The 19,958-nt window shown below is 68.7% G+C and carries 22 protein-coding genes; 13 read left to right on the forward strand and 9 right to left on the reverse strand.

Going from position 1 to position 19,958, the window contains the following annotated elements:
* Positions 1-17: 17 nt before the first annotated feature.
* The 5 genes from ABD104_RS25175 to ABD104_RS25195 form a co-directional block, all read right to left on the reverse strand.
* Positions 18-986, reverse strand: a complete 969-nt coding sequence (locus ABD104_RS25175) for a sterol desaturase family protein (RefSeq protein WP_087840235.1) — start codon at positions 984-986, stop codon at positions 18-20.
* Entirely contained in the window at positions 973-1,779 is an 807-nt protein-coding gene (locus tag ABD104_RS25180; RefSeq protein ID WP_087840234.1) for a polysaccharide deacetylase family protein, read from the reverse strand. Before ABD104_RS25180 ends, ABD104_RS25175 begins: the two co-directional genes overlap by 14 nt.
* Entirely contained in the window at positions 1,763-2,755 is a 993-nt protein-coding gene (locus ABD104_RS25185; protein WP_371695222.1) for a YVTN family beta-propeller repeat protein, read from the reverse strand. The genes ABD104_RS25180 and ABD104_RS25185 overlap by 17 nt, the downstream gene beginning before the upstream one ends.
* 178 nt (positions 2,756-2,933) lie before the next feature.
* Complete coding sequence (locus ABD104_RS25190) at positions 2,934-4,103, reverse strand: ABC transporter substrate-binding protein (protein ID WP_343928422.1); 1,170 nt, start codon at positions 4,101-4,103, stop codon at positions 2,934-2,936.
* A gap of 84 nt (positions 4,104-4,187) precedes the next feature.
* The gene (locus ABD104_RS25195; protein WP_279814972.1) at positions 4,188-5,228 is read right to left on the reverse strand and encodes an aromatic ring-hydroxylating oxygenase subunit alpha; all 1,041 of its coding nucleotides are present in this window, start codon (positions 5,226-5,228) and stop codon (positions 4,188-4,190) included.
* A 157-nt stretch (positions 5,229-5,385) separates the two neighbouring features.
* Between ABD104_RS25195 and ABD104_RS25200 the strand changes: the two genes are divergently transcribed.
* The 3 genes from ABD104_RS25200 to ABD104_RS25210 all read left to right on the forward strand — a co-directional run bounded on the left by ABD104_RS25200 (position 5,386) and on the right by ABD104_RS25210 (position 7,471).
* Positions 5,386-6,057 (forward strand): TetR/AcrR family transcriptional regulator, encoded by a 672-nt coding sequence (locus ABD104_RS25200; RefSeq protein ID WP_087840231.1) that lies wholly within the window; start codon positions 5,386-5,388, stop codon positions 6,055-6,057.
* Positions 6,058-6,340: 283 nt separating this feature from the next.
* Positions 6,341-6,664 (forward strand): hypothetical protein, encoded by a 324-nt coding sequence (locus tag ABD104_RS25205; protein WP_343928423.1) that lies wholly within the window; start codon positions 6,341-6,343, stop codon positions 6,662-6,664.
* 90 nt (positions 6,665-6,754) lie between these two features.
* Complete coding sequence (locus ABD104_RS25210; RefSeq protein ID WP_087840229.1) at positions 6,755-7,471, forward strand: MgtC/SapB family protein; 717 nt, start codon at positions 6,755-6,757, stop codon at positions 7,469-7,471.
* A 6-nt stretch (positions 7,472-7,477) separates the two neighbouring features.
* Here the strand turns inward: ABD104_RS25210 and atpC are convergent, their stop codons facing one another.
* Positions 7,478-7,861, reverse strand: a complete 384-nt coding sequence (atpC, locus tag ABD104_RS25215; RefSeq protein ID WP_087840228.1) for an ATP synthase F1 subunit epsilon — start codon at positions 7,859-7,861, stop codon at positions 7,478-7,480.
* A gap of 241 nt (positions 7,862-8,102) precedes the next feature.
* On the opposite strand from atpC, the gene ABD104_RS25220 reads away from it, so the two are divergent.
* From ABD104_RS25220 to ABD104_RS25230, 3 genes are read left to right on the forward strand one after another with little or no spacing between them, the layout of a single operon-like run.
* The gene (locus ABD104_RS25220; protein ID WP_087840227.1) at positions 8,103-8,648 is read left to right on the forward strand and encodes a PadR family transcriptional regulator; all 546 of its coding nucleotides are present in this window, start codon (positions 8,103-8,105) and stop codon (positions 8,646-8,648) included.
* Positions 8,649-8,682: 34 nt separating this feature from the next.
* Positions 8,683-9,498 carry a siderophore-interacting protein gene (locus ABD104_RS25225; RefSeq protein WP_087840226.1) on the forward strand — a complete coding sequence of 272 codons (816 nt, stop codon included), beginning with the start codon at positions 8,683-8,685 and terminating at the stop codon, positions 9,496-9,498.
* A gap of 4 nt (positions 9,499-9,502) precedes the next feature.
* Positions 9,503-10,414, forward strand: a complete 912-nt coding sequence (locus ABD104_RS25230; RefSeq protein WP_087840225.1) for a D-hexose-6-phosphate mutarotase — start codon at positions 9,503-9,505, stop codon at positions 10,412-10,414.
* 15 nt (positions 10,415-10,429) lie between these two features.
* Here the strand turns inward: ABD104_RS25230 and ABD104_RS25235 are convergent, their stop codons facing one another.
* Entirely contained in the window at positions 10,430-11,413 is a 984-nt protein-coding gene (locus tag ABD104_RS25235; protein WP_087840224.1) for a Bug family tripartite tricarboxylate transporter substrate binding protein, read from the reverse strand.
* A gap of 100 nt (positions 11,414-11,513) precedes the next feature.
* On the reverse strand, positions 11,514-12,680 hold the full coding sequence (locus ABD104_RS25240) for an MFS transporter (protein WP_243724353.1): 1,167 nt from the start codon (positions 12,678-12,680) through the stop codon (positions 11,514-11,516).
* Between the two features lie 130 nt (positions 12,681-12,810).
* Here ABD104_RS25240 and ABD104_RS25245 point away from each other — a divergent pair, with 130 nt between their 5' ends.
* Together ABD104_RS25245 and ABD104_RS25250 are read left to right on the forward strand one after the other, a co-directional pair.
* A complete protein-coding gene (locus tag ABD104_RS25245; RefSeq protein ID WP_087840222.1) occupies positions 12,811-13,608 on the forward strand; it encodes an AraC family transcriptional regulator in 798 nt (265 codons plus the stop codon).
* A gap of 45 nt (positions 13,609-13,653) precedes the next feature.
* Positions 13,654-14,562: an EamA family transporter gene (locus ABD104_RS25250; protein WP_087840221.1), complete on the forward strand. Its 909-nt coding sequence runs from the start codon at positions 13,654-13,656 to the stop codon at positions 14,560-14,562.
* 44 nt (positions 14,563-14,606) lie between these two features.
* On the opposite strand, the gene ABD104_RS25255 is transcribed toward ABD104_RS25250, so the two are convergent.
* Positions 14,607-15,245 carry an FMN-dependent NADH-azoreductase gene (locus tag ABD104_RS25255; RefSeq protein WP_087840220.1) on the reverse strand — a complete coding sequence of 213 codons (639 nt, stop codon included), beginning with the start codon at positions 15,243-15,245 and terminating at the stop codon, positions 14,607-14,609.
* A 146-nt stretch (positions 15,246-15,391) separates the two neighbouring features.
* On the opposite strand from ABD104_RS25255, the gene ABD104_RS25260 reads away from it, so the two are divergent.
* The 5 genes from ABD104_RS25260 (at position 15,392) to ABD104_RS25280 (ending at position 19,951) form a co-directional block, all read left to right on the forward strand.
* Positions 15,392-16,303, forward strand: coding sequence for a LysR substrate-binding domain-containing protein (locus ABD104_RS25260; RefSeq protein WP_087840219.1), 912 nt, complete (start codon positions 15,392-15,394; stop codon positions 16,301-16,303).
* Positions 16,304-16,531: 228 nt separating this feature from the next.
* The gene (gene surE / locus ABD104_RS25265; protein ID WP_087840218.1) at positions 16,532-17,296 is read left to right on the forward strand and encodes a 5'/3'-nucleotidase SurE; all 765 of its coding nucleotides are present in this window, start codon (positions 16,532-16,534) and stop codon (positions 17,294-17,296) included.
* 155 nt (positions 17,297-17,451) lie between these two features.
* Positions 17,452-18,201, forward strand: a complete 750-nt coding sequence (locus ABD104_RS25270) for a protein-L-isoaspartate(D-aspartate) O-methyltransferase (RefSeq protein WP_371695241.1) — start codon at positions 17,452-17,454, stop codon at positions 18,199-18,201.
* A gap of 17 nt (positions 18,202-18,218) precedes the next feature.
* Complete coding sequence (locus ABD104_RS25275; protein ID WP_087840216.1) at positions 18,219-19,160, forward strand: peptidoglycan DD-metalloendopeptidase family protein; 942 nt, start codon at positions 18,219-18,221, stop codon at positions 19,158-19,160.
* Between the two features lie 8 nt (positions 19,161-19,168).
* Positions 19,169-19,951 carry a 3'-5' exonuclease gene (locus ABD104_RS25280; RefSeq protein ID WP_087840215.1) on the forward strand — a complete coding sequence of 261 codons (783 nt, stop codon included), beginning with the start codon at positions 19,169-19,171 and terminating at the stop codon, positions 19,949-19,951.
* Positions 19,952-19,958: the final 7 nt, after the last annotated feature.

The raw sequence follows: 19,958 nt of genomic DNA on the forward strand, positions 1-19,958 counted from the left end.
TTATATCGTCGGCCCGTTCAGCTCCGGCCGGGCGCGCCGCCCAGCAGCCGCTTGAGCCCCAGCCATTGCTGGGCCAGGAAGCCGCGGCCGTAGTCGCGGCCGCCGTGCTCGGGAAGCTGGTCGCTGATGCCGGTCGGCCCGTAGTTGCCGTCGAAGCGCGCGGTGCGCAGCAGGATGTCCCAGATCGGGAACAGGACGCCGAAGTTGTAGTTGGCCTCGGGCCGGCCGGGCAGGGACGGAGGTTCGATGGCGTGGTGGTGCCGGTGGAATTTCGGCCCCACTACCAGATATTGGCCGATGCGGCCGAAGCCGGTCCGCAGGTTGGCGTGCGAGAGGCTCTCGACCAGCCGGGTGATGATCACGACCATGACGAATTGTCCGGGCGGCACGCCCACCAGGTGCGAGACCAGCACGACCATCGCGTCGCGCAGCAGGTCGCTGAGCAGGTGGTTGCGATTGTCGGACCACATGGTCATCTGGCGCTGGCTGTGGTGGACGGCGTGCAGCGCCCACAACCACTGGAAGCGATGCTCGGCGCGGTGGAAGGCGTAGTCGACGAAATCGAAGATCAGCAGGTACAGGATCAGGCTGACCCAGGCGCGGTCGGTCACCCCGGGCCAGATCTCGTCGAGATGGAAGGGCGAGAATCCCAGCACGTGCAGCTGGCCGAACACGTGGTCGGCCAGCGGCTGGGTCGTGAAGAACAGCACCAGCCGGAACAGGCCCAGCGAGTGGATGGCGGTGTACAGGATGTCCAGCCGCACCGAGGTCCGGTCGACGATTTTTTCGACGGGACGCCAGCGTTGCAGGGGACCGAACACGGCCAGCATGATGATCAGTTGCACGACGCCGAGCAGCAGCCACATGGTGCCGTCGTAGGCGTCCTCGAGGATGCTGCCGAGACCGAGGTGAAAGAGCAGGGGCTGGACGAGCGTCTCGAACAGCCACTGCTGCATGCCGGAAAAAAGATCGCTAAGGAGTTCCATGGACGTGATGCGTGGCCAGCCAGGCCCGGTATTGCGGATGGTCGGCCAGCGTGGCGAAGCAGTAACCCTTCTGCCTGAGCCCGGTGATGAGCGGTTCCAGCACGGCCGGCGCCCAGGGGTCCTGACGGGACCAGATGCCCAGGTGCGCCATCAAGATATCGCCGGGACGGATGTTGCGCAAGGCGCGCGCCAGCAGCGCGGCGTTGGGGTATTTGTCGCTGGGCAGCTCGTCGCCCAGGAAGCCGGCGTCGGCCCAGCCCACGTGGCGATAGCCGCAGCGGTCTTCGGCGGCCCGGAGCAGGGCGGCCGAGGTCTTGCCGCCGGGGGCGCGGAACAGCGGCAGCATGGACTGCCCGGTCATTTCCTTGAACCGCGCGGCGCTGCGGTCCAGTTCGGCGCAATAGGCCTCGACGCTCATGGCCTGGACCCGTCCGGCCTGCGGGCCGAAGGTCGGCTTGACGCGAAAGCCGCCGCCCGGCAGGTTGGCGAGCCAGTACACATGGTCGTAGGTGTGCGAGCCGAAGACGTGTCCGCGCGCCGCCATGGCCTTCCACCAGGGCGCCCAGCGGTCGTCCAGGCTGGTGCCGCCGTCGCGGGTCTTTTCGTTGGCCAGGAAGAAGCTGGCCTTGACCTGCTGGCGGTCGAGCACCTCGGCCACCAGCGGGGCGACGCCCATGTGTCCGGTGTCGAAGGTCAGGTAGACCGGGCGGGCGCATTCCGCGGCCTGGGCGCCAGCGGCAGCCAGCAGCAGGGCGGCCGCGCCCGCGCGCGCCAGGCTACTGGCGCGGCGCATGGGACAGGGTCCAGACGCCATGGGGCGAGCGGCCCACCTTGGTCTGGTGCACGACCTTGCGGGTGGCCGTGTCGATGACGGTGAGCTTCTTGGCCCAGCGCGAGGTGACCAGCAGGGTCTTGCCGTCGGCCAGCACTTCCATGCAGTCCGGGCCGCCGGGGGCGGGATAGGCGTCGACCACCGCCAGGGTCTGCAGGTCGATGCGGCTGATGGTGTTGGCCACGCGGTTGCTGACGAACAGGTGCCGTCCGTCGCCCTGGGCCCGGAAGGCGTGCGCGCCGGCCGCCGTGGGGATGCGCTTGACGAGCTTGGCGGGCGAGGCCGCCAGGTCATAGACCTCGACGTAGCTGTCGCCCGTCAGGGCGACCAGCAGGTAGCGGTCGTCGCTGGTGATGTAGACGTCGGCGGGCGTCTTGCCCAAAGGAATGGTCCACAGCGGCGTCTGCGTGGCCAGGTCGATGGCGATCAACTGGTCGCTGTCCTGCAGCGACACGTACAGGTTGCGGCTCTTGCTGTCTATCGTCAGGTGGCTGGGCGTACGGCCGGCGGGGATGCGCTTGACCAGCTTGGGGTCGGCCGATCCGGCCTGTCCGTTCCACTGGTAGATGTCGATGTGGTCGAGCCGGTTCGCCGCGGTCACGAACCACTTCATGTCGGGCGAGAAACGGAGCTGGTAGGGGTCGACGATGCCGGTCAGCGTGCGCTGCACGTTGCCGGTGGCGGGATCGAAGAAAGTGAGCGAGTCGCTGCCGGCATTGGCCACCAGCAGCGATTTCTCGTCAGGCGTCAGGTACAGGTGGTGGGGTTCCTTGCCGGTGGGAACGCGCCGCAACTCCGCGTAGGTCGAGGGATCGAGGATGCTGACCGAGGCATCCAGCGAGTTCAGGACGATCACGGGGGGAGGTGCCGCGGAGGCGGCAAACACCGCGCACAGGCCGAGGGCGCCGGCCAGGCGGGCAAAAAGCTGAGATTTCAATGTCGGATCCCGCAGGTTCTACAACGCCGCTGGGCGCCGATGCGGGCCCGCGGGCAGCCCGCGGCCGGGGGACGGCCGCCAGAGTTCGCATAGTCTAGGCGGCCGGGCTTGCCGTTGCTGTCGTTTTTGGGTGAATGTTGGTTTGCCGCGACATCCCCGGGACGCCGGCCGCCGGGCGTCAGGACAACGGGCACTGCCGGTGGTAGGCGTCGGGCTGCTTGTGGAAGGGAGTGGCCAGCGTCTTGAGGGTCATGCGTCCCTGTTCGTCCTTGACCGCCTGCAGCACGTGCATGTCCTGCAAGGGGAAGTGGTTGTTGTTGAAGCGGAACTCGCCTCGCACCGAAGGAAAATCGGCTTGCTTCAAGGCCGCCATGAAGGCGGGCTTGTCGCTTACCCGGCCCTGGACCCGGGCGATGGCGGCGTCCAGCAGCAGCGCCGCATCATAGCTCTGGGCCGCGTAGTTCGAGGGGATGCGCTTGTAGCGCTGCTCGAACGCCTGGACGAAACGGCGGCTCGAGGCATTGTCGAAATCGGGCGCCCAGAAGCCGCCGCTGATCATGCCCTGCGCGGATTCGCCCAGCACCGGCAGCGAGATGGCGTCGATGGTGAAGGTCGACAGCAGCGGCGTCTTCTGCAGGCCGGACTGCGCATACTGCTTGGCGAAGCTGACGCCCAGGCCGCCGGGGAAGAACGCGAATACCGCATCGGGCTGGCGGGCGGCGGCCTGAGCCAGTTCGGTGGAGAAGTCGAGCTGCTGCAAGGAGGTATAGACCTCGTCGGCCAGCGGCGCCTTGTAGTAGCGCTTGAAGCCGGCCACCGTGTCCTTCCCGGCCTGGTAGTTGGGGGCCAGGACGACGACGCGCTTGTAGCCCTTGTCGGCAGCGTACTGGCCCACCGCTTCGGACGCCTGGTCGCCTTGCCAGGAGGTGATGAACTGGTAGGGCGAGCACCGCGGCCCGGCGATCTGCGAGGGGCCCGCGTTCGAGCCGATCACGAAGACCTCGCGGTCGGTCAGGTACTTGTGCACGGCCAGCATGACGTTCGAGAACGAGATGCCGGTGACGATGGACACCTTCTCGCGCTCCACCAGGCGCCGCGCGGCCTGGTTGGCCACGTCGGGCTTGAGCTGGGTGTCCTCGCGCAGGATCTCGACCGGATGGCCGCCCAGCTTGCCGCCGTTGCGTTCGACCAGCAGCATGAAGCCGTCGAGCTGGTCCTGCCCCACGGCGGCCTGCGGGCCGGTCAGTTCCCCCATGAAGCCGATCTTGATCGGCGCCTGGGCGTGGGCGGCGCCACAGGCCGTGATCAGGGCGGCCGCGGCCGCCACGCTGCGCAAGCGGTGGTGCATGATGTCTGTCTCCTGGTGGTGGGGCAGGGCGGGCCTGCCGGGGAAGGCGGCCGCGATACGTCGCCGCGGCCGGCAAAAAACGGGTCAGCGCGCCTGGGCGGCCGCGGCTTCGGCCTTGCGCAGGCGTTCGAGCGTATGGCGCATGCGCACCGGCCCGAGGTCCACGTTCAGCAGCACGGGCTTCATGTCCCAGAAATCGTTCTCGCCCAGGGCATCCTGCTGCGCGTCGATGATGGGCTTGTCCTGGTCCTCGAACGCGATGCGGCGCATTTCCGCCAGCCGGGCGTTGGTCTCGGGATCCAGCTCGGGGCCGGGCGGGCGAGCGGCGGCGAAGTGATAGTGCGTGGTGCGGGCGGTCTCCGGGGTCAGGATGTGGATGCCGTAGTACCAGGCGCCGCGTTCGCGCGACTCCCCCGGCGCGTGCACGCCGGTGTCCAGCAGGAAGCAGCCGGGCGGATCCCAGCGCATGTTGGTCCACATGTCCACCGGCTGGCCGTCGCGGCGGAACAGCATGTCGAAGACGCCGGGCACCGATACGTTGGGCATCCAGCGGTTGCATTGCAGGCGGTCGCCGTCCTGGACGACTTCCTGCTTGGCATGGACCTGCTCGGGGCTGCCCAGCAGGCCTTCGTGCAGGAAGCTGATGTGGCTCAGGTCGAGCAGGTTCTCGCCCATCAGTTCGTAGTTGGCGTTGATGTGCAGCCGGCCGCGGCTGGTGCGATAGCCCGAGCCTTCGTCCAGCATGCCGTAGTCGGGGATCAGCGCGGGGTCGGCGGCGGCCTCGCCCATCCAGATCCACAGCATGCCGTGGCGGTCGTGCACCGTGTAGGCCTGCACGCGGGCCGCGGCGGGGATCCTGCCGTCGCCGTGAGGATTCCTGACGCAGGCGCCGCTGCTGTCGAATTGCAGGCCGTGGTAGGCGCACTCGACCACGTCGTCACGGAGCCTACCCATGCTGAGCGGGATGAAGCGATGGGGGCAGCGGTCGCGCAGCGCCACCGGCGTGCCGTCCGGCCGGCGGTAGAACACGACCCGCTCGTCCAGCAGGGTGCGGGTGAACAGTTCACCGGCCTTGACCTCGTCGCTCCAACAGGCCACGTACCAGGCGTTCTTCACGAAGGACATGGGTGTCTCCTTTTGCGTTCGTCTTGAATGGCTTCGTGGGGAGATTTATACAAACAGAGTGATCGGTTTGTAAGTGGCGGAAAACCCTAGGCCTGCCTCGCGGCCGGCAGGGGAGGCTAAGATGCGGCCTTGGCCGTATCGAGGATGCCCGGGAGCGATGCCACCCAACCGCCCACAGACGATGTCCCCCACGCCCGAGACCGAACCGGCGCGCGCGCGCCCGCGGCGCACGCAGGCAAACCGCAGCCGCGACGCGCGCGAGCGCCTGCTGGCGGCGACGATAGAGGTGTTGATGCGCTCGGGCTACAACGGCCTGACCACCAAGGAAGTGGCGCGTTGCGCCGGCATGTCCAACGGCGCCCTGATGCACCACTACGCGACCAAGGCCGAACTGGTGGTGGCCGCGACGGCCGAGATCTACGAGGAATCCATACGCCGCGGCCAGCGCGAGGCCCATACGCCCGAGGCGATCGAGCGCCCCATCGAGGGCTTCATCAAGGACTGCTGGAGCGTCTACTTCGACTGGCCGTTCATCGCCGCGATCGAGGTCATCATGGTGGCGCGGACCGACCCGGACCTGATGAGCAAGATCCTGCCCGTGATGGAGCGCTACCGCTCCTCGACCAACACGCTTTGGCTGGAGGTGTTCCGGAAGGCGGGTTTTTCCGGCGAGCAGGCGCAACTGGCGCTGAACCTGTCCTTGAATCTGGTGCGCGGCATGGCCCTGAACAATCTCTGGCAACACGACGCGGCGCACTACGAACGCTACATCCAGGACTGGGTACGCATGGTCTACCAACAGTTTCCGCGGCATGCCGAAGGCGGTTGAAGCAGGCAAAGCGTTTGACGCCTAGGGTTGTCCCTAGGCCGCGACTGGGCTAAAATCGAAGGATTCCAATCTTTCTTGAGGCAAGTCGTGGATAACGACGGCAGTAGTTCAGCCGTTCCGGCAAACGCCGCTTAGCAGGTCCGCAGATTTGTCTGCCGCGTCCTGCCAAGCCAGGATGCGGTCGTCCCTTTGCCAGGGCTCCCATCTTTTTTCCTGCCTCCGGGCAGCTTCCCCGCGTATGCCGAGCGGCATGGTCCGTCTTCCTGTCTGCCAGGAGGTCAACATGCGTTTCGCCCATATCCTGAGTGCATGGGGCGGCAAGGCCGCGCGCCCCCCGCGCAAGCAGCTCCAGTCCTATCGCCTGACGGTGTTCAGCGCCAGCCCGAGGCTGGACAGGCTGCGCCAGCACCTGCACGCCGAATTGTCGGCCCGCGACCTGCGCATCTCGCAGATGCGCGTGGCCAGCGCCGCGTCCGGCGACGACATCCACCGGATGTCGGTCACGCTGCAATGCGCGCCGCACCTGCGCGGCGCGTTGAACTCGGTGGCCCTGGGCCTGGGACGCCATCCCGACATCCAGCGTGTGCATTACGAACAACTGCAATAAAAACGCCGGCGGGGCCGCGCTATCCTGCGAAGGCCGGACGCGCGGCACCGGCCCGTTCCGGTCGACGACAAGAACAACCCACGAGGTCCCATGAAGGCAATCGCCAACATCCAGACGCTGGATCTGCTCGACACGCTCGTCAGCCTGACGAGCGCGTTCATCCTGGGGGCCCTGGTCGGGCTGGAGCGACAGTACCGGCAGCGTACCGCCGGATTGCGGACCAACGTGCTGGTGGCTCTGGGCGCCGCCATCTTCGTCGACATGGCCATGCGCATCGCGGGCTCGGACGGCGCGGCGCGGGTGGCCTCGTACGTGGTCTCGGGCGTCGGGTTCCTGGGGGCCGGGGTCATCATGCGGGAAGAGGGCAACGTGCGCGGCCTGAACACCGCCGCCACGCTCTGGGGATCGGCCGCGATCGGCGCCTGCGCGGGTGCGGATCTCATCGCCGAGGCCGTGCTGGCCACGATCTTCGTGCTGGCCGCCAACACGCTGCTGCGGCCGGTGGTCAATACCTTCAATCGTCAGCCGGTGGACGTGCTGTCCTCCGAGGTGACGAGCATCATCCACGTGATCACCGGCACGGCCCATCGCAGCGCCGCGTTGACGGCGCTGGAGGCCGAACTGGAAGAGGCGAACTATCCGCTGGCCGACCTGGAGGTCGTGCCCTTCGGCGACGAGGAGATCGAGATCAAGGCCACGCTGATGGCCACCTCCATCCACGGCAGCGACCTGGACCGCGTCACCGAGAAGCTGGGCCGCAATCCCGCCATCGCCCAGGTTTTCTGGGCGCCCAGCATTTCCGACTGAGGCGGCTCAGCGGCCGCGTTTCAATTCCAGGCTGGTCACGAGCTCGGCGCGCGCGGCGGCATAGCGCATGGCGTCCAGGCGGTCGTGCATGCGCTCGCGCGCCGCGGCGCGCGCCTGCTCGGCCCGCGCATCGTCCAGCCCCGTGGTGCGCACGGCGGTGTCGGCCAGGACCGTGATGCCGCGAGGCATGACTTCGGCCAGGCCGCCCGACACGTAGACGTATTCATCGCCTTCGGCGCGCCGGATGGTGATCATTCCTTCCTTGAGCAGTGTCAGCAGGGGGATGTGGCCGGGCAGGATCCCCAGCGATCCGTCCTTGCCGGGAAGCTGCACGTAGTTGCCTTCGCCCGAGAAGACGGTGGCCTCCGCGTTGACGATGTCTATCTGCATGATGTCCTTTGGGCCAGGCGGGCGCCCGGTGCCCGCCTTTTGTGCCAAGTGTTTCCAAGCCTGTCGCCACGCGGTTCCGGCCGCGCTCCCGTCATGCTATCCCCAAGCTTGTCCACAGAAGTGGTGGATAAGCCCACAAGCTGCGTTTCCCGTCTTGGCATCCTGTTTTTTATGTCTTAAGATATGTCGAAAGATATGTTTTTAGATATTCCATTCCGCCCGCAATGGGCTGGAGGCGGTCATGCAACGCAATGAGATTTCTCCTGGCGGACGCGGCATGGGCATGCGCATGGGGCGCAAGCTCGCCGCCGAAGACCTGCAGCTCATCCTGCTGGCGCTGCTGGAAGAGCAGCCCAGCCACGGCTACGAACTGATCAAGCAACTGGCCGAGCGCTCGTCGGGTTTCTACAACCCCAGTTCGGGCATGGTGTATCCGGCGTTGGCCTACCTCGAGGACGTGGGCCACGCGGTGGTCTCCGTGGAAGGCACGAAGAAGCGCTATCGCCTGACCGAGGAAGGCAGCGCCCATCTGGCGCGCCATCGCGGGCAGGCCGAGCGCATCCTGGCCGAGCTCGCCAAGGTGGGCGCCCGCATGGCGCAGGTGCGCCGCGTGTTCGAAGGCGAGGACGGCCTGGACACCATCGCGCCGGGCACGCCCGAGGACCTCATGCTGGCGCGCTACGGCCTGAAGCAGGCGCTGCTCCAGGCAGGCGCCTGTGAGGGCGGCGAGGCCATCCGCATCGCCGCCATCCTGAGACGCGCCACCGCCGAGATCCTGGGCAAGTAGGCGCTCCTCCAACCTCATTCTGGAAAGATCCATCATGGAAAAAACCGAACGCGCGGTGCGCCGCGTCCGTCACGAACTGAAGTTCCGCCTGCTGCGCGTGCGCGCGGTGCGCAAGGTCACGCCGCGCCTGTTGCGGGTGACGCTGGAGGGCGACGACCTGGCCGGCTTCTCCAGCGCCGCGCACGACGATCACGTCAAGCTGTTCTTTCCCGCGCCCGGCCAGCAGCGGCCGGTGGTGCCCACGCCGGGGCCCAACGGCATGGTGTTTCCCGAGGGCCAGCCCCGTCCGGCGGCGCGCGACTACACGCCGCGCCGCTACGACGCCCAGGCGGGCGAGCTCGACATCGAGTTCGCGCTGCATGGCGACGGCCCCGCCGCCGAATGGGCGGCACGCGCCGAAGCCGGGCAGTACCTGGGCGTGGGCGGTCCCCGCGGCTCCTTCGTGATGGAAGGGGAGTTCGACGGCTATCTGCTGGTGGGCGACGAAACCGCGCTGCCGGCCATCGCCCGCCGGCTGGAAGAACTGCCCGCGGGCGCGCGCGCCGTGGTCGTGGCCGAAGTGGCCGACGCAGCCGAGGAGCAGTCGTTCGACACGCGGGCCGACGTGGACGTCCGCTGGGTCCATCGCGACGGCGTGGCGCCCGGCAGCCCCGAGCTGCTGGCGCAGGCCGTGGCGGGGCTGGGCAAGCCGCAGGGCGACTGGTACGCCTGGGTCGCGGCCGAGTCCGGCGTGGCCAAGCGGGTGCGCCAGGTCTTGGTCGAGAACTGGCAGCTACCCAAGGAATGGATCAAGGCGGCCGGCTACTGGAAGCTGGGCGCCGCGGCCACCCACGACAAGCACGAGGATTGAAGGCATGAGCGCACACCGTCCGGCGGCCGTCGTCGCCACGACCGTCAAAAGCCTGCCGTGCTGGCGCCTGGTTTCTCCCCATGGCGAGGCGCTGGTGGCGCGCCAGGGCGCGCAGGTCCTGTACTACGCACCCACCGGACAGCCGCCGGTGGTATGGCTGAGCGACCAGGCCGAATTCCGGACCGGCTCGTCGCTGCGTGGCGGGATTCCCGTCTGCTGGCCGTGGTTCGGCCAGTTCGACCGCAATCCCGAGGCGGTCCGCGCGATGCTGGCGCCCGGCGCCGACGCGCCGGCGCATGGTTTCGTACGCGCGCTGGACTGGCAGGAAGACGGGGCGCGGGTCGATGGCGACGCCGCGTGCCTGCGGCTGCGGCTGGACCTGCCGGCCGGCCACGGCGGCTGGAACCACCCGGCCGCCGTGGCGCTGGATATCCGCCTGGGCGATGCGCTCACGCTGACCCTGTCCACCCGCAACCTGGGTCCGGACACCTTGGCCCTGAGCCAGGCGCTGCATACCTATTTCGCCGTGAGCGACGCACGCGACGTGGCGATCGAAGGGTTGGACGGCGCGGCCTACGTCGATACCTTGAGGGGCTGGAGCTCGCAGGTGCAGGAGGGGCCGCTGGCCATCCGGGGGGAAACCGACCGCATCTATACCGGCCTGTCCGGACCGATACAGATCCGCGATCCGGGCTGGCGGCGCAGCATCCAGATCCACGCGGCGGGCTCGCGTTCGGCCGTGGTCTGGAACCCCTGGGTGGACAAATCGCTGCGCCTGTCGCAGTTCCGTCCCGATGCCTGGCGCGACATGTTGTGCATCGAGACGGCCCGGGTCTGGGACGACGTGCTGGAAATCGCGCCGGGCGCCACCGCGGACATGGGCGTGACGATGCGCGCGGTGGGCTGGGGCGCCTGAGCCGCTGGGCAGCCCCTAGTCGACCGTCGCGCCGGATTTCTTCACCACGGCTTCCCACTTGGGAATCTCGGCCCTGACCATGTCGACGAATTCGGCCGGCGTGCTGGAGGTCGCTTCTATTCCCATGCCCGCCAGCCGGCGCCGCGCGGACTCGTCCGCCATGCCGCGGACCACGGCGCCGTGCAACCGGTCCACTACCGCTGCCGGCGTGCCCCGGGGGGCCAGCAGCCCGAGCCAGTTCGAGACGTCGTAGCCGGGCAGGCCGGCTTCGGCGATCGCCGGCACGTCGGGCAGCGCGCTCATGCGCTTGAGGCTGGTGACGCCCAGCGCGCGTACCTTGCCGCTGCGTATGTGCTCGGCATACACCGCGTACGAATCGAAGGTCATGGACACCCGTCCCGCCAGCACGTCGTTCAGCAGCGGAGCGCTGCCCTTGTAGGGAACGTGCAGCAGCCGCACATCCGCCATCGATGCGAACAACGCGCCCGACAGGTGGCTGGAGCTGCCGTTGCCGGCCGAGCCGTAGGTCAGCGCGCCAGGCTGCGCCTTCGCCAGCGCGATCAGTTCTTCCACGGTCTTCGCCGGCACCGAGGGATGGACGACCAGCACGCGCGGCGTGGTGTGGGTCAGGCTGACGTATTCGAAATCCTTGATGGGGTCGTAGCGCAGCTTGGGGTACAGCGAGGGGTTGATGGCCTGCGTGCCCATGGTGGCGAAGAACAGCGTGTAGCCGTCCGGGGCCGCGTGGGCGACGGCCTCGGCAGCCGTCGTGCCGCCCGCGCCGCCGCGGTTTTCGATCACCACCTGCTGGCCCAGTTGCTCCGTCAGTTGCTGGGCCAGGCCGCGTGCCATGATGTCGGCGGCGCCTCCGGCGGGAAACGGAACGACGAGCCGCAGCGCGCGATCGGGAAATCCGGCCGCCCCCGCGCCGCCGGCCACGGCCAGCAGGAGCGCCGCCTGCGTCAGCGCCAGGCAGGCGCGTCGTCGATGAAAACCCATGGACATCTCCTCTGTTGTGGTTCTTTTCACGCCACACTTTAGAAGGAGGAGCCGGGCCCGCCTATCGTCGGGCCATCAAAGCTGTTATGTGTCTCGGGCCCTAGGCCAGTTGGCGGTGCCGTCCGGCGTACAGGCCGAACACGGCCTGGGCGCAGGCAAAGACCAGGCAGATCAGCAGCGCGACCGTCCATCCGCCCGTGAGGTCGTGTACCGCGCCGATGGCGGTGGGACCGCCCGCGGCCAGCAAATAGCCCACGGCCTGGGCCATGCCGGACAGCGCGGCCGCCTGCTGTGCGTTGCCGACACGCAGGCTGACGAATGCCAGCCCCAGGATGATGGACGCGCCGCCGCCGCAGCCATACAGGATGGCCCACGCCGCGGCCCACGATGGAGCGACCAGCAGGCCCAGCAGGGCCGCGATGGACAGTCCCGTGCAGCCGACCGCCAGCCAGCGCTGGTCGCGCACGCGGCGCACCAGCGCGAGCAGCGGCAGGCCGACGACGGCCGAGGCGATCTGCAACATGCCATGGACCGATCCGGTCGAGCCCGGCGGGTAGCCGGCGTCGTGCAGCATGGAGGGCAGCCAGCTGGAAACGATGTAATACACCAGCGAGTTCAGGCCGAGGAACAGCGTGATCTGCCACGCCAGCGCCGATTTCCACACCGGCCGGGGGCGGGCCTGGGTGGGACCGGCGGGCGCCGCGACCGGAGCCGGGGTGCGCAGTTGAGGCAGCCAGACGAGGGCGCTGGCGATGGCGATCACGATGGGGGCGAGCAGGGCCAGCGGCCACCCCGGGCCGGCGGACCAGAGCGCCAGCGGCACCGCGATCATCGAGGCGAGGCCCGAGGCCACGCCCATCGTCAGCGCATAGGCGGAGGTCAGGCTGGCGATGCGTCCGGGGAAATCGCGCTTGAGCAGGCTGGGCAGCAGCACGTTGCCGAAGGCGATGGCACCGCCGATCAGCAGGGTCCCGGCGAACAGGGCCCAGACCGCGCCGGAGGACCGCAGGCACAGGCCCGCCACCAGGGTCAGCAGCGCCGCCATCAGCGTGCGTTCCAGGCCGTGCCGGCGGGCAGCCAGGGCCGCGATGGGCGATCCGGCGGCGAAGGCCAGCAGGGGCAGGGTGGTGAGCAGGCCCGCCTGGGCGGCGGTCAGGTCCAGGCTGGTCCGTATCATGTCCAGCACGGGCGCCACGCCGGTGACCGGCGCGCGCAGGTTGGAGGCGATCAGCAGGATGCCGGCGATGAGCCAGGCTTGGCGAGACACGGAATGCGAAGCGGAAAGCGGGAGCATGGGGCGGCAATCGGAAACGATACCCATGGACTGTAGGCATTTTGCGCCTGTCTGTCTTTGGATAAGATGACATTAAATTGCCAAAATCTGCCAAACGTTCGCCATGCCAGCATTCGAAGCCGCCTTCGCCGAGTTCGATCCGGACGCCACGGTCGCGCCCGTGGTGGCGGTGCACCTGACGGCGCAGCAGCGCCGCAGCGAACAGCCGGTGCACCGGCATCGCAAGGGCCAGTTGATCCTGGCGCTGCGGGGTTCGGTCACCTGCCATGTGCCCACCGGCCTGTGGATGGTGCCGCCGCAATGCGCGGTCTGGATTCCTCCCGGCATGGCGCACAGCAACAGGGTGTCGCAGCATGGCCAGGTCTGCCTGCTGTTCGTCGAGCCGGACACGGCCCCGTTGCCCGAAGTGTGCTGCACGCTGTCGATTTCGCCGCTGTTGCGCGAACTGATCCTGTACCTGGCGGCCGACTCCACCGACTATCCGCCCGACGGGCCGACCCACCGCCTGGTGGGCGTGCTGCTGGAACAACTGGGGCGCATGCCCACCGAGCAACTGCACCTGCCCGTGCCCGCGCACAGCCGCCTGCGCCGCATCGCCGACGCGCTGGCGTCCGACCCCGCGAACCGCAACACCGTGGCCGAGTGGGCGCAGCAGGTGGCGATGAGCGAGCGCAGCCTGGCCCGGTTGATCAAGGCGGAGACGGGCATGAGTTTCGGCCGCTGGCGCCAGCAACTGCACGTCATCGTCGCGCTGCAGCGCCTGTCCGCCGGCATGGCAGTGCAGCGCGTGGCGATGGACCTGGGCTACGAGTCGGTCAGCGCCTTCATCACGATGTTCAGGAAGGCCATGGGCAAGCCGCCCGGCCGTTACCTGGCCGAACGCAACCGGGGCGAAGGGTAGGGCGGCGCGGTATCATCGCCGGCTGATCGATCGCAGGCCACGCCCTTGGACATCTCGCTGCTCTGGATTCCCGCCACGCTCATCGCCGCCGCCGCGCAAACGGCGCGCAACACCATGCAGCACCGGCTGACTGAAACGCTGGGCACGCTCGGGGCGGCGCAAGTCCGCTTCCTGTACGGCCTGCCGTTCGCCCTGGTGTTCCTAGCCGGGGTGCTGGCGGTGGGAGGCGACTCCCTGCCGCACCTGGACAGCCGTTTCCTGCTGTATTCGGCGGCCGCCGCCGCGGCGCAGATCCTGGCGACCGTGCTGATGCTGGCCACCATGCAACTGCGCAACTTCGCGCTCAGCACGGTCTATGTGAAGACCGAGCCGGTGCTGGTCGCCATCTTCGCCGTGGTGGTGCTGGGCGACCCGCTTTCGCTCATGGGCGCCTGCGCGGTCCTGGTGGCGACGGCGGGCGTGGTGGCCATGTCGTGGAAGCCTGGCGCGGGGGCGGGCAGCAACTGGCGGCCGGCGCTGCTGGGCATCGCTTCCGGGGCTTTCTTCGCCTTGTCGGCGGTGGCCTTTCGCGGCGCCATCGTGGCGCTGGACAGCGGTTCGTTCGCCACGCGCGCCAGCGTGACGCTGGTCGCGGGCCTGATCATGCAGACGGGCGCGCTGGTGCTCTGGCAGGCTGCGTTCCGCCGCGACGTGCTGCGCGGCGTGCTGGCGCAATGGCGCTCTTCGCTGCCGGCGGGTTTCATGGGCGCGTTCGCGTCCCAGTGCTGGTATATCGGCTTCGCGCTGACCTCGGCGGCCAACGTCCGCACGCTGGGCCTGGTGGAGGTGCTGTTCGCGCAGTTCGCCTCGCGGCGGATCTTCGCCCAGCACGCCAGCCGCCGCGAACGCGGCGGCATGGTACTGGTCGTGCTGGGGCTGCTGTTGCTGCTTTACGGTACGCGAGGCTCCTCCTAGCGGGAACAGGCCCCGGACGGCGGGACCCGTTCCGCATCCTGGCCTCAGGCCGCGGCGGCCAGCTCCTCGGCCAGCAGGCCGGCCTGTTCCAGCGCCTGGTTGACGGCCGCTTCGCGTGCCTCGCCGCCCAGCGCGACACCCTCGGCGCGCAGGACGCTCACGTCGGTCACGCCGAAAAAACCGAGCACCGCCCGCAGGTAGGACTCCTGGTGATCCAGCAGGGTCTCGACCGGCGTGCCGGCATACTTGCCGCCGCGCGAAGAAACGATCACGACTTTCTTGTCGCCGGCCAGGCCCTCGGGACCGTTGGCGGTGTAGCGGAAGGTCTTGCCGGCCTGGGCGACACGGTCGATCCAGGCCTTCAACTGGGAAGGAATCGAGAAGTTGTACATCGGGGCGCCGATCACCACCACGTCGGCGGCCAGGAATTCGGCCAGCAGCTCGTCGGTATAGGCGACTTCCTTGCGGAACCCCTCGTCATCGGGGAACACGGCACCGGGCTGGGGGCGCAGCGATTGCAGCAGGGCCCCGTCCAGGTGCGCCGGCGGCTGGGCAACCAGATCGCGGTGCTTGACCGTCGATCGCGGTTCGCTGTGGCGCAGGGCCTCCACGACCGCGGCGGTCAGTTCGCGGGATACCGAGGCGGCGCCGGTGGAGCTCGAGTCGATGTGCAGGATATTCATGAAGATTCCTAGTTCGTCGAATTCTTAGGGTTAATGCGGATGACTTCCGCCACATCGACAAGATATAGCGACAATAATTCTTTTTAAACTGCCGCCACTGGGAATTACTTTTCTATATTTGGAATAATTCAGCGTCCGGGGGGACCATGCAGGACCTCAACGACATGTATCTGTTTGCCAAGGTGGTCGAACACGGCGGCTATACCGCGACCGCCCAGGCATTGGGCATCCCGGTCTCGCGCATCAGCCGGCGCATCGCCGCCCTGGAGGACGAACTGGGCGTGCGGCTGCTACATCGCACCACGCGCAAGATCTCGGTGACCGAGATCGGGCAGACCTACTACCAGCACTGCGCGGCGCTGGCCGCCGAGGCCGCCGCCGCCCGCGAAGCGGTGGACAGGACGACGTCGCAGCCGCAAGGGCTGATCCGCTTCAGCTGCCCGGTCACGTTGTTGCATAGCGACATCGGGGCCATCGTCGCGCAGTACCTGGAGCGCTATCCGCAGGTGCGCGTGCAGATAGACGCCACCTCGCGCCGGGTGGACGTGGTGGAGGAGGGCTTCGATCTCGCATTGCGGGTGCGTACGCCGCCGCTGGAGGACTCCGAACTGGTCGTGCGTCCCCTGGCCACCAGCAGGCTGGTGCTGGTGGCCACGCCGGACTTCTTCGCGCGCCACGGCGAACCGCAGGATATCCGCGACCTCGAACGCCTGCCCACGCTCAGCATGATGCAGGCGGCCGAGCGGCATGTCTGGCGGTTCGTCGGCCCGGACGGCGCGGAAGTGTCCGTGGGGCACGTGCCGCGCCTGTCGGTCGACGACCTGAACACGCTGCGCAGCACGGCGCTGCAGGGACTGGGCATCGCCTGCCTGCCCTGGCCGATGGTGGCGGCCGACGTCGAGGCTGGCCTGCTGCGTGTCACGCTGGCCCGGTATTCTCCGCCGGAAGGCATCGTGCAGGCGGTGTTTCCGTCGCGGCGGGGCCTGGTGCCGGCGGTGCGGGGTTTCCTGGATGCGCTGGTGGCGGCGTACGAGCGGCAGTCGCCCGCCCCGGGCTAGGGCCCGAGGCGGCTTTCCCCGGGGAAAGCGCCACGGCAGCCGGGGGGCTCATGTACAATCCGGGGGCACTCGGCGGGCCGGAAACGGACGCGGGACCGGAACTGTCAAGCGACCGGGAGGCTGCCGGTTTTCCGGACGACACTAGCTCGCAGGGACGCCGTGCGGGCTTTTTTTATCCCATGGTGACGCCAACTGGAGATCGCATTGCGTAAGAGGTCGGGGCGATAGATGTTGATATTGATTTCCAACGACGACGGTTATTTCGCGCCCGGGCTGGCCGCGCTGGTCGAGGCGCTGCGGCCGCTGGCCGAACTGATCGTCGTCGCGCCCGAGACCAATCGCAGCGGATCGTCGAATTCGCTCACGCTCGATCGGCCGCTGTCGGTACGCACCGCGGCCAACGGCTTCCTGTACGTCAACGGGACGCCGTCCGATTGTGTGCACGTGGCGCTGACCGGGCTCCTGGACCGGCGCCCCGACCTGGTGGTGTCCGGCATCAACGACGGACAGAACATGGGCGAGGATACGCTGTACTCCGGCACGGTCGCCGCGGCTACCGAAGGCTATCTGTTCGGCCTGCCGTCGATCGCCTTTTCGCAGGTATCCAAGGGCTGGACGCACCTGGACGCGGCGGCGGCGGCCGCCCGCAGCTTCGTCGAGCGTTTCATCGCCAATCCGCTGGCCGCGCCCAGCCTGCTGAACGTCAATATCCCGAACCTGCCCCTGTCCGAACTCAAGCCTCCCCGCGTGACCCGACTCGGCCGGCGCCACCCTTCGGAGCCGGTGGTGCGTTCGTCCACCCCGTACGGCGAACCGGTCTATTGGATCGGCCCGGCGGGCAAGGCCGCCGACGCCACGCCCGGTACTGACTTCCACGCCTGCGCCGACGGCGCGGTGTCGGTCACGCCGCTGCGGTTCGATCTCACGCACAACGCACAGCTCGAACCCATGCGCGAATGGATCCCCACGGAATGGATAGGCGCAAACCGTTGACCCCGGCGCCGGCGCCGCGGCGAGAGGGGGCGGAAGCCCGCGCCGCAGCCGCCCGGCGGCCCGCCGCGCCGTTGCCGCCGGTCACGGCGGCGAACAGCAATACGCGCGTCACCACCGGGCGTCCGCCGGTCGCCCGCGGCACGCCCGCGCGGCCGCTGCGCCCCGACGAGGCGCGGGCCACGAACAGCAACACCCGGGTGGCGCCCGCCAGGCTGATCGTGCCGGCGCCCATCCAGGTCCGCACGCCGGCGCGCGAGGCCAATCACGGACTCAATTCCGAGCGCATGCGCGCCGCGCTGGTGGCGCGGCTGCGCGCGCAGGGCATCGCGGACGAGCGCGTGCTCGAGGCGGTCCACGCGATCCCGCGCCATCGATTCGTCGACGAGGCCCTGGCCAGCCGCGCCTACGAGGACGCGGCGCTGCCCATCGGCCATGGGCAGACCATTTCGCAGCCCTGGATCGTGGCGCGCATGATCGCCGCGGCCCGCAACGGGCGCGAACTCGGCAAGGTGCTGGAGGTCGGAACAGGGTGCGGCTACCAGGCCGCCGTGCTGGCGGGCGTGGCGCGCGAGGTGTATTCCATCGAGCGCATCAAGGCCTTGCACGAACTGGCCCGCAATCAACTGCGGCCTTTCCGGCTTCCCCATGTGCGCCTGGTGTTCGGCGACGGCATGCTGGGCGTGCCGAGCGCCGCGCCGTTCGACGCCATCGTCGTCGCGGCCGCGGGGCTGAAGATACCCGATGCGCTGCTGGCGCAACTGGCGGTCGGGGGCCGTCTGGTGGCCCCGGAAGGGGGGGCCAGGCAGCGACTGGTCATGATCGAGCGCACCGGAGCCCAGAGCTGGGTGCGAACCGAACTGGAGGCGGTGCGCTTCGTGCCCCTGCAGTCCGGCGTGTTGTTGTAATGAATAGGAGATCTGGGATGCAGAATTGGCGCAAGCCGGGCCGCGACGAAACCAATCGACCCCGCCTGGGCGCGGGGACGCTCGAAAGGACCGCACGACAGGTGCTGCTCTGGACGGGCTGCGCATTGGTGCTCGCGGCCTGCGGCACGGCACCCAGGACGGTACCGGTCGTCGACCGGACCACGCCGGCCAAGCAGCCGAGCGGCCCCGCGGCCACCGCGGGCCGCGAATCCTCGCGCCTGATCGATGCCGATACCTACATCGTCAAGCGCGGCGACACGCTGATCCGTATCGCCCTGGACCACGGCGAGGACTGGCGCGACATCGCGCAGTGGAACAGCCTCGAGGACCCCAACCAGATCCGGCCGGGCCAGGTCCTGCGCGTGACGCGCCCAGGTTCGACCACCGCCAAGCCCGCCGATTCCAGCGTGGCGCAGGTCACGCCGGTACCCGCGCCGTCGCAGTCGGCCTCGCGGCCGCTGGGCACGCCGGCGCCTGCCCCCGCGACGCCGTCCCCGGCGCCGGCCGAACCCGTGGCGCCGCCGGCGACTCCGGCCACGCCGCCCGCCGCGCGCAACGATCCGGCCAGCGAGCGGGTGGAGTGGGGCTGGCCCGCCAACGGCAAGATCATCGAGAACTTCCACGAGACCCGCAACAAGGGCCTGGACATCGCCGGCACCCCGGGCGATCCCGTGCTGGCCGCGGGCGACGGCAAGGTGGTCTATAGCGGCAGCGGCCTGCGCGGCTACGGGCAACTGATCATCATCAAGCACAACAACACCTTCCTGTCCGCCTACGCGCACAACCGCGCCATGCTGGTCAAGGAAGGGCAGGCCGTGCGGCGTGGGCAGAAGATCGCCGAACTGGGCAGCACCGACGCCGAGTCGCCGCGCGTGCATTTCGAGATCAGGCGCCAGGGCCGTCCCGTCGATCCGGCCGGCTACCTGCCGCCGCGCTGAGGCCCGCCATGACACCGATGCTGGTCTTCGACCTGGAAACCATTCCCGACGTGGAAGGCCTGCGCGCGCTGAACGGGTGGGGCGAGGACGTCCCCGATGCCGAGGTGGTCGAGCGTGCCACGGCGGCCCGCCGCGAAGCCGTGGGGCACGACTTCCTGCCGCTGCACCTGCAGAAAATCGCGGTGGTGGGGTGCGTGTTCCGCGATGACGACGGGTTTCGCGTCAAGTGCATAGGCAAGGCCGACGATCCCGAGGCCACGCTGATCTCCGGTTTCTTCAAGACCATCGATCGCTACACGCCGCAGCTCATCAGCTGGAACGGCTCGGGCTTCGACCTGCCGGTCCTGCACTATCGCGGGCTGATCCATGGCATCCAGGCCTCGCGCTACTGGGACATGGGCGAGGACGACCGCGATTTCCGCTACAGCAACTACATCAGCCGCTACCACAACCGGCATTGCGACCTGATGGACCTGCTGGCGAAATACAATGGACGCGCCAACGCGCCCCTGGACGAATTGGCCAAGCTGTGCGGCTTCCCGGGCAAGATGGGCATGGACGGCAGCCAGGTCTGGCCCGCGTGGAGTTCCGGGCGCCAGGAAGAGGTGCGCGCCTATTGCGAGACCGACGTCGTCAACACCTGGCTGGTCTACTGCCGCTTCCGGCTGATGCGCGGCATGCTGTCGCGCAGCCAGTACGACGCCGAAGTGGACCTCGTGCGCAGCACGCTGGAAACGCTGGACCTGCCTCACTGGCGTGAATACCTGGCGAACTGGCCCGCCTCGCGCTAGCACGCCG

The organism is Pigmentiphaga daeguensis (genome assembly GCF_039523035.1).
In the GTDB taxonomy this organism is placed as follows: Bacteria; Pseudomonadota; Gammaproteobacteria; order Burkholderiales; family Burkholderiaceae_B; genus Pigmentiphaga; species Pigmentiphaga daeguensis.

What these genes read in the sequence shown, in the direction of transcription:
- atpC (WP_087840228.1), bottom strand. Translation starts at nt 7,861, where the DNA reads ATGCAGATAGACATCGTCAACGCGGAGGCCACCGTCTTCTCGGGCGAA.
- ABD104_RS25235 (WP_087840224.1), bottom strand. Translation starts at nt 11,413, where the DNA reads ATGGGTTTTCATCGACGACGCGCCTGCCTGGCGCTGACGCAGGCGGCG.
- ABD104_RS25205 (WP_343928423.1), top strand. Translation starts at nt 6,341, where the DNA reads ATGCGTTTCGCCCATATCCTGAGTGCATGGGGCGGCAAGGCCGCGCGC.
- ABD104_RS25220 (WP_087840227.1), top strand. Translation starts at nt 8,103, where the DNA reads ATGCAACGCAATGAGATTTCTCCTGGCGGACGCGGCATGGGCATGCGC.
- ABD104_RS25245 (WP_087840222.1), top strand. Translation starts at nt 12,811, where the DNA reads ATGCCAGCATTCGAAGCCGCCTTCGCCGAGTTCGATCCGGACGCCACG.
- ABD104_RS25175 (WP_087840235.1), bottom strand. Translation starts at nt 986, where the DNA reads ATGGAACTCCTTAGCGATCTTTTTTCCGGCATGCAGCAGTGGCTGTTC.
- surE (WP_087840218.1), top strand. Translation starts at nt 16,532, where the DNA reads ATGTTGATATTGATTTCCAACGACGACGGTTATTTCGCGCCCGGGCTG.
- ABD104_RS25180 (WP_087840234.1), bottom strand. Translation starts at nt 1,779, where the DNA reads ATGCGCCGCGCCAGTAGCCTGGCGCGCGCGGGCGCGGCCGCCCTGCTG.
- ABD104_RS25225 (WP_087840226.1), top strand. Translation starts at nt 8,683, where the DNA reads ATGGAAAAAACCGAACGCGCGGTGCGCCGCGTCCGTCACGAACTGAAG.
- ABD104_RS25280 (WP_087840215.1), top strand. Translation starts at nt 19,169, where the DNA reads ATGACACCGATGCTGGTCTTCGACCTGGAAACCATTCCCGACGTGGAA.
- ABD104_RS25200 (WP_087840231.1), top strand. Translation starts at nt 5,386, where the DNA reads ATGCCACCCAACCGCCCACAGACGATGTCCCCCACGCCCGAGACCGAA.
- ABD104_RS25195 (WP_279814972.1), bottom strand. Translation starts at nt 5,228, where the DNA reads ATGTCCTTCGTGAAGAACGCCTGGTACGTGGCCTGTTGGAGCGACGAG.
- ABD104_RS25190 (WP_343928422.1), bottom strand. Translation starts at nt 4,103, where the DNA reads ATGCACCACCGCTTGCGCAGCGTGGCGGCCGCGGCCGCCCTGATCACG.
- ABD104_RS25255 (WP_087840220.1), bottom strand. Translation starts at nt 15,245, where the DNA reads ATGAATATCCTGCACATCGACTCGAGCTCCACCGGCGCCGCCTCGGTA.
- ABD104_RS25260 (WP_087840219.1), top strand. Translation starts at nt 15,392, where the DNA reads ATGCAGGACCTCAACGACATGTATCTGTTTGCCAAGGTGGTCGAACAC.
- ABD104_RS25230 (WP_087840225.1), top strand. Translation starts at nt 9,503, where the DNA reads ATGAGCGCACACCGTCCGGCGGCCGTCGTCGCCACGACCGTCAAAAGC.
- ABD104_RS25210 (WP_087840229.1), top strand. Translation starts at nt 6,755, where the DNA reads ATGAAGGCAATCGCCAACATCCAGACGCTGGATCTGCTCGACACGCTC.
- ABD104_RS25275 (WP_087840216.1), top strand. Translation starts at nt 18,219, where the DNA reads ATGCAGAATTGGCGCAAGCCGGGCCGCGACGAAACCAATCGACCCCGC.